Origin of the sequence: Streptomyces sp. NPDC048506, from assembly GCF_040651315.1 — a bacterium.
Lineage (GTDB): Bacteria > Actinomycetota > Actinomycetes > Streptomycetales > Streptomycetaceae > Streptomyces.
Window position 1 is genome coordinate 57011 of sequence record NZ_JBEZIX010000036.1, and the last position, 12537, is coordinate 69547.

The 12537-nt window shown below is 66.2% G+C and carries 11 protein-coding genes; 7 read left to right on the top strand and 4 right to left on the bottom strand.

The window, feature by feature from the left end:
- Nucleotides 1-7 precede the first annotated feature (7 nt).
- The gene (locus AB0C96_RS27250; RefSeq protein WP_362920769.1) at nucleotides 8-457 is read right to left on the bottom strand and encodes an ATP-binding protein; all 450 of its coding nucleotides are present in this window, start codon (nucleotides 455-457) and stop codon (nucleotides 8-10) included.
- 348 nt (nucleotides 458-805) lie between these two features.
- On the opposite strand from AB0C96_RS27250, the gene AB0C96_RS27255 reads away from it, so the two are divergent.
- The 4 genes from AB0C96_RS27255 (at nucleotide 806) to AB0C96_RS27270 (ending at nucleotide 4662) form a co-directional block, all read left to right on the top strand.
- Nucleotides 806-2218: a hypothetical protein gene (locus AB0C96_RS27255; protein ID WP_362920771.1), complete on the top strand. Its 1413-nt coding sequence runs from the start codon at nucleotides 806-808 to the stop codon at nucleotides 2216-2218.
- A gap of 26 nt (nucleotides 2219-2244) precedes the next feature.
- Nucleotides 2245-2823, top strand: coding sequence for a GNAT family protein (locus AB0C96_RS27260; RefSeq protein ID WP_362920772.1), 579 nt, complete (start codon nucleotides 2245-2247; stop codon nucleotides 2821-2823).
- A 174-nt stretch (nucleotides 2824-2997) separates the two neighbouring features.
- A complete protein-coding gene (locus tag AB0C96_RS27265) occupies nucleotides 2998-3960 on the top strand; it encodes a hypothetical protein (RefSeq protein ID WP_362920773.1) in 963 nt (320 codons plus the stop codon).
- A 294-nt stretch (nucleotides 3961-4254) separates the two neighbouring features.
- A complete protein-coding gene (locus AB0C96_RS27270; RefSeq protein ID WP_362920775.1) occupies nucleotides 4255-4662 on the top strand; it encodes a DUF6193 family natural product biosynthesis protein in 408 nt (135 codons plus the stop codon).
- A 420-nt stretch (nucleotides 4663-5082) separates the two neighbouring features.
- Here the strand turns inward: AB0C96_RS27270 and AB0C96_RS27275 are convergent, their stop codons facing one another.
- Nucleotides 5083-8355 (bottom strand): class I SAM-dependent DNA methyltransferase, encoded by a 3273-nt coding sequence (locus AB0C96_RS27275; RefSeq protein WP_362920776.1) that lies wholly within the window; start codon nucleotides 8353-8355, stop codon nucleotides 5083-5085.
- A gap of 537 nt (nucleotides 8356-8892) precedes the next feature.
- Here AB0C96_RS27275 and AB0C96_RS27280 point away from each other — a divergent pair.
- The 3 genes from AB0C96_RS27280 to AB0C96_RS27290 all read left to right on the top strand — a co-directional run bounded on the left by AB0C96_RS27280 (nucleotide 8893) and on the right by AB0C96_RS27290 (nucleotide 10771).
- Nucleotides 8893-9579, top strand: a complete 687-nt coding sequence (locus AB0C96_RS27280; RefSeq protein WP_362920777.1) for a DUF317 domain-containing protein — start codon at nucleotides 8893-8895, stop codon at nucleotides 9577-9579.
- A 94-nt stretch (nucleotides 9580-9673) separates the two neighbouring features.
- The gene (locus tag AB0C96_RS27285) at nucleotides 9674-10123 is read left to right on the top strand and encodes a hypothetical protein (protein ID WP_362920779.1); all 450 of its coding nucleotides are present in this window, start codon (nucleotides 9674-9676) and stop codon (nucleotides 10121-10123) included.
- 225 nt (nucleotides 10124-10348) lie between these two features.
- Entirely contained in the window at nucleotides 10349-10771 is a 423-nt protein-coding gene (locus AB0C96_RS27290) for a hypothetical protein (RefSeq protein WP_362920781.1), read from the top strand.
- Here AB0C96_RS27290 and AB0C96_RS27295 read toward each other — a convergent pair.
- Complete coding sequence (locus AB0C96_RS27295) at nucleotides 10723-11619, bottom strand: hypothetical protein (RefSeq protein ID WP_362920783.1); 897 nt, start codon at nucleotides 11617-11619, stop codon at nucleotides 10723-10725. The genes AB0C96_RS27290 and AB0C96_RS27295 overlap by 49 nt on opposite strands.
- Before the next feature lie 236 nt (nucleotides 11620-11855).
- On the bottom strand, nucleotides 11856-12524 hold the full coding sequence (locus tag AB0C96_RS27300; RefSeq protein ID WP_362920785.1) for a class I SAM-dependent methyltransferase: 669 nt from the start codon (nucleotides 12522-12524) through the stop codon (nucleotides 11856-11858).
- Between the last annotated feature and the right edge of the window lie 13 nt (nucleotides 12525-12537).

A 12537-nucleotide genomic window follows, 5' to 3' on the forward strand; every position in this document is an offset into this window, starting at 1 on the left:
AAGCCATTCAGAGGGGCGGGCTGGTCAGGACTGGAGGCGCTGGGACGCGCGGGCCCCTGGTGGCGACCTTGAAGGTGAGCCAGACCGTCTTGCCGATCCGGTGGTCGGCCACTCCCCAGGCATCGGAGAGCTCCTCGACCAGGAGAAGGCCACGGCCGCGCGGATCATCGGGACTCGGGTTCCGTCGATGGGGCCGGCCAGCGCCTTGGTCGTGGACTTCCAGTCGTATCCCGGTGGCATCGATACTCAGCCGCGCCTGAAATCCTGCGCTGGGTGGCACCGCATGCACGAGCGCGTTGGTGGCGACTTCCGACAGACACAGGCACACGTCATCCAGCCGGTTGCGCACTCCCCACGAGGAGAGGGCTTCGACGGCGAACTTCCGGGCCTCACCGACGGATGAGCCGTGATGAGGGAAGCTCCGCTCCCGGCACAAGTGCACAGCGGTTCCGCTCACGCCGGCCTCCGTGCTGTGTGCCTCCGTACGGGAATCGATCTCATGCTGCGTCTGTTTGTCTCCTGCTGTTGGCACGGTGGATCACCACCTCATCGCTTATGTCCAGGGCGGGCACCGAGCCTGGCGGCGAAGCAGCACGCATCACCACGACGCGGGTGCCGACGTCTGATGCGTGCTTGAGGAGGCGGGCGACATGGGTACCGTCACGATGCCGCCGTCTCCACCGTCATCTCCTTGCGTAGGACGCCTTTCGCGCCGGATGACGGCCATGCGGGACTACGGTCGAACCGACGAGCCGACCGGAACCCATCGGGGGAATTGATGGCTCAAAGGCCCACATTGCTGAGGGTGTTGGTGACCAGCCGCCACTGGCAGGTGTTCGAGACCTTCAAGCTCCACTTCGAGCGCACGGCCAACGAACTCGCCGAACAGGAGAGGGATCCGGCACTGGTCGGCTTGACGGTCTCCAAGAGGCAGTTCGAGCGGTGGTACGGCGGCGAGGTGAAGACCCGCCCCTACCCGGCCCTGTGCCGGGTGCTGGAGGCGATGTTCCGATACCCCGTCGATGTTCTGCTCAGCCCGGCCGACGACAGTGGCGCGACCCCCGATGCCAGCCCCCGGCTCCGGCTCGTCATGCCGACGCAGCCGACTTCGCCCTCGCTGGAACTCACCGGCGAGGAGAGAGGCTTCGACGGCGTCGAGTTCACCAGCAGCCTCGGCCCAGGCGACAGCGCCGGCCGGGACACGTTAGAGAGGCAGGTCGCCATGGCGGCTCGTCGTGCATTCCGCTTCAGCGCGATGGCAGAAGGCAGCAGCATAGGTCCGGAGACCCTCGATGAGCTCCAGCAGGAGGTGCGACGGCTCTCGGCCGCCTATCCGCGACTGCCGCTGGCCACCCTCCTCGGCGACCTTGTCGAGGTACAGGACCTCTCCTTCCACCTCCTCGAACACGGCCGCGTCCGCCCCACCCAGGCCCGCGAGCTGTACCTGCTCTCCGCCGTCACCTCCGGAATGCTGGCCAAGGCCAGCCACGACCTCGGCGACCCGCGCTCGGCGATGATGCAGGCCCGTACCGCCTACGTATGCGGGGACAACGCCGACCATCACGCCATGCGAGCCTGGGTCCGCGGCCTGCAATCCCTGATCGCCTACTGGGACGGCCGGCACCAGGAAGCGTCCAAGTACGCCGCGCTCGGCACCTCCCAGGCACAAGGCGTCACCGGCACCAGCGCCGTATGGCTGTCCTGCCTGCACGCCCGCGCCGGCGCCGCATTGGGTGACATGGCGACCGTACGGGAGTCCCTCACGCAGGCCGAACGGGCACGCGACGCGGCGACCGCCGATGACCTCGATGAATTCGGCGGCATCATGACCTTCCCCGTACCCCGCCAGCTCTACTACGCCGCCGATGCCACCGCCTGGCTCTCCGACGCGCCAGAGGCCGAGCAGCAGGCCGAAGCAGCCGTCGCCGCGTACCGTCAAGCAGACCCCGAGGACTGGGCGTTCGGCGACCAGGCCGGCGCACACACCGACCTCGCTCTCGCCCGCGTCCACGTCGGAACCCTTGACGGCGTGGACGAAGCCCTCCGCCCCGTTCTCGACCTGCCCACCGAACAGCGCATCAACGGCATCGTCGCGTCGGTGCGGCAGGTCCACACGGCGCTGCGCGATCCCCGCTGGCTCACCACACCCGAAGCCCGCACGGCCCGCGAGGAGATCGAGGCGTTCACGGCGGCCCCCGTCGCCGCCCTGCCCAGGTAGCACCGCCTGCGGGTAGGGTCCGGGCCATGCACCCGGTCGACATCGCCGGTCCCCGGCTCCAGCTGCGCGAACTCACCCGCGACGACGTGGACTCCGTCCACGCCATCTACGGCGACGCCGATGCCACATGCCATCTGAGCTTCGAGCCCCGCACCCGCGAACAGGTCGGGGAGATCGTCGCTCGCTCCGTCACCTCGGCCGCCGAACAACCGCGTACCGAATACGCCCTTGCCGTGGTGCGTCCGGACGAGGGTGACCTGGTGGGATTCGCCCGCCTGGCACTCGATCCGCATGCCCAGAAAGCCGCCACCATCGGCTTCGCCCTGCGCCCCGACACCTGGGGCGCGGGCCTCGGCACCGAAACCGTCCATTTGATGTGTGCCCTCGCCTTCAACCACCTTGAACTGCACCGCATCTGGGCCGCACGCGCCCCTTTGAATGCCGCCTCTGCCAAGACGCTCCTGCGTGCGGGGATGACCGAGGAAGGCCGCATTCGCGAGCATGTCTTCGTGCGGGGAGCTTGGAGGGACTCGGTCACCTACTCCATCCTCGATCACGAATGGCGGGCGGCAGGAGCCTTCGCGGCGACTCTGGATCGCGGGTAGCAGTTGCGTGAGAGGAAGACACCGCTCTCGTGAGGGGCCGTCGGCGGATTGATCACCAACCCCGACGAAGCCCCCGGCCATGGCCTCTCCCCCTGTCCCGGCTGCCGCTGCGCAGCCCTGCGTAGGGTGGCTCCCCAGGTCAGAGTGTGAGAGACACACGCCAGGGGGTGCTGGATGCCGGAAGCTGAGAGGCCGTGGGGGCTGCTCGGGAAGCGCGTGGCTTCGCTCAAGAAGCGCGTACGGGGACGCTCATCACACTGGCAGGCTGCGGCAGGGGTCTTGATCGGCCTTCCCTTGCCGGTGCTGATCCTTGTGATGATCGCCATCGAGTGGCCGCTGGGCGGGATGATCTCGACGCTGCTGTGTGGACCCACGACCGTCGTCGCCGGCTGGCTCCTGCGCCCCTGGTTCGAGGAACTGCCGCGCAAGAAACAGCGCCGGATCGTTGCCGCGCCGATCGTGGGCTACATCGGCATGGTCGTGCTGTTCGCCGTCTGCGTCATGCTGATCAGCCCGCAAAGCCGCGCCCTCGCGGCCATGCTCTTGTTCTCTGCCTGGATCTTTCACTCGTTGACAGGCACGCAGCTCGAACCATCCCGCTTCCCCTACGAACATCTCCGCTGGCGCCTGGGCCGGGCGGCCCCGATGCGGGTCTTCACCATGTGGTGCGCCTTGGTCGGATTGTTCTGGCTGCTCCCCTACGCACGAGGGCAGAAGGAGTACAAGGCGGCTCTGTTCGGCGCGACCATCACGCTCGGGCTGGCAGGTGTCGCCGCCTCTGTTCGGGTGCTGGCGCGGGCACGTCGGCTGCGCACCGATCTGGATCGGCATGCGGCCGAGTTGATCACCGCGTTGCAGGAACTCCGGGAGCTGCCCGATGCGGACCGGACGAAGCAGCAGTTCGTGGTGCAGCGTGCGTGGAAGGCACTTCACCAGACCTTGAAGAACCGGGTGGACACCGGGGTGAGCGTCTCAGGGGTCTTCGTCCTGCCCAGCGCGACATTGTTGGAGCTGGAGAGGTTGGTCCTGGCCGTCCAAGGGTCTAGTGGTACGGACGCGCGTGCGTACCGTGGCGTTACCGCACGTCTGCGCATGATCTGCATGGCTTGCTCGGGGAGGACAGACACCTTGACCTAGGAGGGGCATAGGTGTGGCGCTGTAGCCCGGTGCTGATGGTGGTCCACCACATCAGTTCGTGTCTGCCGCCATCCCATCGAGGCGTAGGCAGCGAGCCTAGCCGTATGGGGTGGACATGCCGAGGGTGCAAGCACACCTGTTCCCTGAGGGAACAGGGCGGGCGTTCCTCCAAGGAACAGACGGCGCGTTCCCTCGGGGAACGTCCCGTCTCACCGAATCGAGTCGACGCAGGCTAGCGACTGGGAGCGAGCGGACCGGGGTCCCTGCTGCCAGGACCTGCGGGATGATGCCGGCATGGATGCACTGCGGAGCCGAGACACCGTTGAAGCAGGCTGGCATGCCGTTCGGGAGGACGGACGAGTCGAGGATGAACTGCTTGACGCCGCCTACCAGGAGCCCCGCCTACGGCAGCTGTTCCCCTGGACCGGTATGGGCGAGCTGCACTTCAGCCGTTGCACCGAAGCCCGCTGGACCTGGGACATTCCCTACATTCGGCCCGCAAGGGGCGGCGGCTACTGGGTCTCTGGCCCCCTCCGTCACGAGTCGGTTGGCCCGGCGACTACGGTGGAAGAGGCAGTCGCCATGGTTGTTGAGCGACTCCCTCCCGGCTGTGGCCCAGCTTTCGTGGGGACGCCCGAAGAGCTCGCGGCCCACGAGGCCGCAGCCCCGACCCTGCATGGCGGCGGTGCTTCCAAGCCTTGATCCGGCCCCCGCTCTCGGCCGCCCCTCTGACAACGAAGTAAGTCGCCGCAGGTCAGAGGAGTGCCGTCGACTAACTTCCTCTGTAGGGTCTCCTCGCCGGTGGGCAACTGCGTGCCCGTTACCTGCTGGTTCTTGGGCTGTCTCACGCCGTGGCCACGCTGCTCGGTCTCCCGAACGTGGCCAGCCTTTGCCCCGGAACCCCATGACAGTGGTCGCGTCACCCCATCGGGTGATGGCGCCCGAGGTCCTGACCAACCTGTCTCAGTTGGGTGTGGCTTCTTTCTATGGGCCACAAAGCGCTCCGGCAGTAGTGGCAATACTCCTCACGCCTCGTGACAAGCGCGGGTTCCTGCACTGAAGCGCAGTGTGCCGATCAGTGAGAGCGAGCCAGAACCGTGATCGGTCCGCTGGGGCGGGAGCTCAAGTCCCCTCTGAGGTGCGGTACGGGATCTCCAAGGAGTGCTCCTCCAGGCTGCGGAGGATCACTTGCCCGTCTCGTACCTGGTTGATCAGAAATAGCTCCCGTGTCCGGCAGTCCGGGCAGAGACTGGCCACGGCCAACGGCCAGAGATCGACTGGCCGGCCTGAGGGATCGCTGTCGACGTAGATTCGGTCCGGGCGCAGAGGGTAGGTGGTCGACCGCTCGAATGGCTCCCAGCTCGGATGGCTTCCCCGGAGCCGCAGGCCCACGGTGCGGTAGGAGGACTCGTCGAGGTACTCGCAGCGCTCCACCCAGTACCACTGGATTCCGGACAGCCAGTTGACCGAGCTGATGGCCGAGACCACGCGCGGTTCGAGTTTCTCGACATCCTCATCGATCTCGTGGCTCATGCGGACGCCGTGGGCGTGGTGGGAGTGGTTGCGGAAGTCCTTGATCTCCTCCAGGAGCGTTCGTGTCGTGTCACGCTCCCGGATTGCCGCCAGTTCCGGCAAAACAGGGGTTCCCACCTCTTCCAGGAAGCGGTCGATGAGCCAGAGCCAGGTGCCGAAAGTCGCCCCATTGCGGAACTGCTGGCGAAGAGATCGGGTGAAGCCATTGTGGTGTGCGATGAGTTCACTGAGAGCGAGAATGCCCAGCGTGCGTGCGGTGCCCTCGCCGAGCTTGAGCAGCCCGTCCTTGCGCTCGGCCGGATGGGTGCTGACACGGTAGCGACGGGCGAGGGCGGCCATGTGGAAGGGGTAGCTCGATTCCGCACGCCAGATGGGGTCGTCGAAGGGGCGTACCAACTGGCCGGCGAGCCGTGCCTCATGAGAGACGAACCGTATGGTGGTCCGGATCTCCTCGCTGAGGGTCTCGCTGCCGGAGAAGATGTTGGGCAGGATGCTCTCGGTCGTGGCCCGTAGCGCGCGGCGCCCCTCCTGTACCTCTTCCAGGAGGTCGTCGACCGCTGCATCGGTGACCAGGTCCACAGGTACGGGAGTGTCGAGCAGGTCACGGACGCTTGGGAATGTGCTGTCGTTCTTACGGGAGTTGAGCCACTCGCACAGCACTCTGCCGCGGCCCCGTAGCGGATGCAGTACGAACAGCGAGGTGACAGCTTCGCCGAACCCTGCCGGGAGAAGCCGCCAGTTGCCGAAGCGCCCCACGAGATCGCCGCCCGAGCACGGAGCCAGTTCGGAGTCATCGAGTTCCGCGTCGGGAAGTTCCACGGCTGAGTCGACGCTGTGCAGATGAGGTGCGGTGAGGTGCTTGGGCGGGGCCGGTGCAGCATCGTCTGGCGCCGGGCGGTGCAGTTTGACCCGACCCGTCTCCAGCCGGGTGAAGTTCTGAAGTGGTTCGAAGGGGCCGTCGAAGTCCGCCAGGTAGAAGAGCGTGGATCGAATCTCGCATCCCAGGCGTGTCCGGTCGGGGTCGATCCAGGCGTCGGGCGTGAGGGGCCGGACCTTGGTCCGGAGGTATTCCTCCGGTTCTTCGTGGAACTGCAGCGAGACAGTGTTCCGTAGCTCCACGTCGGGTTCTGGTGCCCCACGGCGCTGCTGGAGCTCGCCGTCGGCATCGCGCACACCGATCGCGTTGCGGACGGCCTTGTCGAACGCGGTTCCGCCGGGCCAGGCGACTCCGGCGGTCTCTGCGGCACGGCGTAGCGCTGTGCGTGCGTCGGAGCTCGTGTTCCATGTCGTACCGACGAGTCCCCGCAGCGCCGACAGCAGTGCCTCGGGGTCGTCCGTCCGCTGGACCGGCTGCAGAGCGGCGAGCCGGTCGAGGGCCTCCTCAGAGAGCTGGAAGCGCAGTCGCAGCGGGCGCTCGATGACGATCTGGCGATAGAGCAGGTCCTGGTTCCGCACGACGCGCACGTGGTCGCTCTGGGACTGGGTCGGGGAGTTAGGGGAGGACGTGGCTGAGCTGTAGAGCTGGACGATCTCGGACAGCTGATCGGGCCCAAGATACTTCCGCTTGCTGCCGACTGACTGGCGCATCTTCTGCCAGTGGTCCTGTGCCTTGACGAGAATGACGCGCCCTTGGCGGTCGGCGGGCTTGCGGTTGCTGAGCACCCAGACGTACGTGCTGATGCCGGTGTTGAAGAGGAGCTGGTCGGGCAGGGCGACGATGCCTTCGAGCCAGTCGTTTTCGACGATCCACCGCCGGATTTCGGACTCGCCTGAACCAGCAGAACCGGCGAACATGGGCGAGCCGTTGAAGGCGATCGCGATACGGCTTCCACCGCGACCGGAGTCGTCCACGGGCTTCATCTTGGCGAGCATGTGCTGGAGGAACAGCAGGGATGCGTCGTTGATGCGAGGAACCCCGGCACCGAAACGGCCTTGGTGACCTCGGTCCTCATGCTCGGTACGGACGTATTTCTCGGTCTTCTTCCACTCGACGCCGAACGGAGGATGGGCCAGCAGGTAATCGAATCGTTCCGTTGCGAAAACATCCTCGCGCAGAACGTTTCCCAATGCCATCCGCTCCGGGTCGTGCCCACTCAGCAGCATGCTGGAGCAGGCGATCGCCCAGCTCTCAGGGTTGAGTTCCTGGCCGGACAGGCGGACCCAGGCGTCGGGATTGACGTCGGTGATGCGGTCGGCCGCCTCACCGAGCAAGCCGCCGGTGCCACAGACGGGATCGTGGACCGTCCTGAGCGCACCGGGAGCTGCGAGTTGTCCCAGATCGGGCTCCAGCACGAGTGCGGCCATGAGCTGGCTGACGTCGCGAGGCGTGGTGTGCTCGCCGCTGGTCTCACTCGCTTGCTCGGCGAAGCGCCGTACCAGTTCCTCGAAGATGAGGTTCATCTCATGGACTGAGAGGTCCGGCCCCAGATCCAGGTGCTGGAAACGAGCGACGGTGTGGTACAGCAGATCGGAATTGGCCAGGCGCTTGACCGTGATGCCGAACTCGAGGCGCTCGAAGACTTCCTGGACGTTTCGGGAGAAGCCGTGCACATAGTCCAGCAGGAGGCGCTCAGTCATCTGCGGGTCACTGGCGACGTCCGTCAGAGTGAAGGGGCTGGTGTTGTAGAAGGGGTGGCCGGAGGCATGCCGGAGCATTGCGTCCAAGCCCTCGCCGTCGTGGTGCGCAAACTTCTCTGCAGTTTCGATCACCTTATGCCGGGTGGGGGCAAGGAGACCTTCGAGGCGCCGAAGCACGGTGAACGGCAGCACGACCTTGCCGTAGTCGGACCGCTTGAAATCGCCGCGGAGTAAGTCTGCCACTGACCAGACCAAGCTGGACAGTTGCGTCACCGAATCACTCATGTGCTCCCCTCCTGGATGCATGGTTCTTCCGTGCTCACGTGGCCGTTTACCACGATCGGCTTTCAGGAGCCTACGTGGCGAGGGGATGGGACGTGCGAGGGATTCGGGGACAGGTGTAGCTCCTTTGTAGGGACTGGCTGCGCTGGGGCTTTGCCAAGTCGATTGCGTGCGATGCAGGTGGCCCTTGGGCGGATTCTCAGGACGATCGGAGGGTTCACCTGCGAGCTGCCGATCCGCAGGTCTGCGCAGGTGAGACCGTCTCTCCAAAGGAGCCAACGCCCGTCTCAGTTTCGTGCCAAACTGGCCATCGAGTGGCCATGGTTCATGAGATTCGGCCACGGGATTTGAGATCCCACAAGGGAGTCCACCGCAACAGTTCGCCGGCGGCAGACAGGAAAGCCCCCGGAAGGACTGGTGCGCTGCGGCAAGGCATGTCAACGTACAACGCTCTGCCGGAAGACCTACCCCGAGTCCACGGAGGCGCCCCTGCACCCGCACCACCCCAGCGACCCCTTCCGCCCCGACACGCAGGACCCGGTGTACTGGGTTACCCCGCGCCACCTGGCCGGTGACGACGACGCTCTCGCTGAGCAGATCGGTGACACCTTGGCTGGCCTCGGCTGGCGCATGTGGCCCACTGCCCGCCACACCCTGTTGTACGTGAGCCCGGACGAGCTGTGCGGTGCCGAGTGGATTCTCGCCAGCTACCCGTTCGATCTGGGTGGACTGCCCGTTGCCTGGCAGCTCAGCGCCCGCCCGCATGCCACCTCGGCAATGACGGAGTGGAACGCATACTTCACCGCCGGCGTTCCGTATGAGGCACTCGCCGATCTCCTCGTGGCGATCGACGCCCGTGAGACGCCCGACGCCGGATTCGACGGGCCGGAGACGGTCCTCAACGCTCTGAGTACCCAGGGCTGGATCCGCGACGTGGACCGGCCCCGCACCACCGCCATGGATCCCGGCTTCTCCGCCAGCGTCTCCCTGGAATTGCTGCCGCCGCTCATCCAGGACGCCGACCCGCGCCCTGACCTGGTGGGCTGGCAGGCGTGGGCAGAACCCGTTCTCGGTGCCCCGTATCTGTGGTGTGCCAGCTTCAGCGCCAGCGTCCCCCACGACTTGGTCGCCGCGTTCGCCTCCTCGCTCGCCTCACCGGTCCCGGTGCCCCGCCGTACCGTGCCCAAGTGCGCCGAGGACCGGCTCAGCGTTGTTCGTCGCCGCTGACGACCCGTGTCCCTGGAGCGGCCTGGGCCGTTCGACGCCGATTTCCCTGAGTTGCCCGTTCCCTGTACTTGTCAGACGAGGAGATGGAGACTGCATGTTCCGACGACGTGCTCGCGCCGACCGTGAGTTCCGTGAGGCCCAGCGTGCGGGTCAGGCGATGCTGGCGATGCACGCCGAACTGCCGGTGCCTGACCTTCCTGGCCGGGTCTCCGGCCCGGCCACGGCCGCCGCGCCGGGGGCGGTGGTGCCCGAGTTCCTGCCGCCGGACTTCAGGGCGCCGTCCCGGCAGGACGTGGCCGGGTTCATGATGCGCTGGGACCAGCCGCTCGTCATCGACGGGGAGGTCCGCGAGTGCCCCGCGTGCGGGGCGTACCGGAACTGGGTCGTCTTCAACATGCGCGACGGCTCGGTGTGGCTGCGCTGCACGGACGGCCACGAGACGCAGGAGTCGCGGCTGGACACAGCCTGGTACAACCGCAACTCCGGTCCGGTCGACCACTTCCACCCCACCCTTGAGGACGGCCTGCGCCACCTCGGCCACTGAGCCCCACGAAACCCCTCTCTCTGTCCCCTACGTATCGCCGGCACCTGGAGGCCCGGTCAGGTCAGACCGTCTGCTTCGCACCAACCTTGGGGTTTCACATGCGTCTTCACACCGCAGCCATCCGCAGCCATCCGCAGCCTGAGCCCCCTTGCCGTCCTGGCCCTGGCGGGCTGCTCCGACGGCAGTACCTTCGCCGACAACCCGACGTCCCCTGGGCCCGCATCCGTGCGCCAGGAGGGCAGGAACGTCCGGAATCCCGTGCCGCTGTCCTCGGCCGCGCTGAGCAAGCGACTCCTTGACGAGAGCGACTTGGGCCAGGGCTACGTCCGTAAGCCGGAGCCGCTCAAGCGGCATGACGACGTGACCGTGAACGGTTGCCCCGCGCTGGAGAAGCTGAGCGGTGACGCCGCACTCGGCGGCAGCCTCGCATTCCCTCGGAAGGCGAAGGCATCCTTCTTCTATGCGGGCAGCAGCGACTCCGAGGTGTCCGAGGAACTGTACAGCGGCACCGAGACGAAGCTCTCCGACGGCGTGGTGCTGGTAAGTCCGGCTATCAGAAGTTGCGGAATGGTCCTCCATCCCGTGGAGACCCACGGCGGTCACCACCGGTCCCGGGAGAGGACTTCATCTGGCTCCCAGTCCGCGTAGTTTGGCAACTTATCCAGCTTGACCTCCTCTGCGAGGCCCTCCAACTCTTCAAGTTCCTCGTGCTCGACAAACAGGTCGCAGGCCGGGCAGGCGAAGACGAAGGGAGTGAACATGACCGCCCACTCATCCTCGTCCACGTGCGTGTCACCACTAAGCCAGCCCTGCGAGTCGCATGCCGGGCAGGTGGCGGGCTCGTCGTGTTCGATGAGGCCGGGAGAGGAGACTGCCGCAATCGCACCGAGGACGAGCTCACGCTCCTTTTGGGCCAAGTGGCCGTGACGTTCCGCGAAGACATCTTTGGCCCGAGCGAGTTTGCTCTCCAGCCGGACACGGACAGCTTCCACGTTCTCTTCGAGAAGCCTGTCGTGCAGGGACTCGTAACCGCCCCAGTAGGAAGTGTTGATCTTGAGCTCGACCAGCAAGGGGTCGATCAGCCGGAGACACGTGGTGAAGACGGCATTGACCTCTGACCGGTCGTACATGCCACTGTGTGCGACGCCGTTACGAGCATTGGCTAGCGGTCCAAGCGCCCGCTGATCGACCGGCATCTTCTTCCGCAAGATCTTCTGCGCTCGGGCATGGGCTTCGGCCAAGCCGATGGTCTTGACCTGCTCCGCGGGAACCGAAGCGTGTGACCCGTGACCCGTCGCGTGCAGCAAGGAGTTGAAATCCTTGCCCTCCACTACGAGAGCCGGGTGGAGGCTGGCCAGGTATGATTTGAGGAGGTGCTCGGCAGCGATCCCGGCGTGGTGCACCGCCAGGTCATGAGACGACGGGCCTTCGGCGAGCGCGGTGAAGGCCGCGAACATCCATTTGCGCGAAGAGAGCTTGAGCCGTTCAGAGTCCATGGCCAGGACACTAGGCGGCTGGAGCAGACACACTGCCGGAATTTCAGCGGCACTCAATAGTGCCACCGGCGACATATGTCCGCTTCTGTCTGTCCCAGAGCCGAGCAGATTGAGGACGCAACGGCAGCCGCGCCCGGACCGTGTTCGGGCAGGAGAACCAGGCCGCATATTGGTAAGTCCGGCTATTGGAATGTGCGGAGTGCCTCAGCAGTGATCGGGCCTCCGTCGCCTGGTCCTCAGACGGGGCGCTTGGCCATGACGACCACGCCCGGCCCGGTCTGCTCATCCGCGGGGAGCCGGAGTTCCGCGACCGGGTGCAGTCCGGCCTGCTCGATCAGGTCCACGAGCTGCTCCGGCTGCCACTTGTGCGTGGTCCAACGAACGGGCACTCCTCCGTAGGCTTCGGTGCGCACCGCGTCCTCGTCGCCGACGTGTGTGGCGGCGATGAAGTGCCCGCCCGGCTTCAGGGCGTGCGCGAAGTGGGCAAGGACCTGAGGAAGGACATCACGGGGGAGGTTGAACAGGGACCACCACCCGAGCACGCCGCCGAGCGACGCTTCACCGAGGTCGAGCTCGGTGGCGGAGGCGACGCTGAAGCGGCAATGCGGATGAAGACGGCGCGCATTCTCGATCATGCGGGGCGATAGATCCACCCCGGATACGTCGAGTCCATGTTCGGCAAGGTAGCCAGTCACCGTGCCGGGGCCGCAGCCGACGTCGAGGACGGGCCCGAGCTCGGCCACGGTGTCGGCGAAGGCGTCGATCGACGCCTGGAGCCATGGATGGCGGCGGATGTCGCCCATGCCCGTCGTCACCACCATGTGGGCGTAGTTGTCAGCCACCTGGTCATAGGAGTCACGGACCACATCGAGATCTGCCGGGCGGTCAATATGGTGTGCGCGCATCAGCCAACAATCG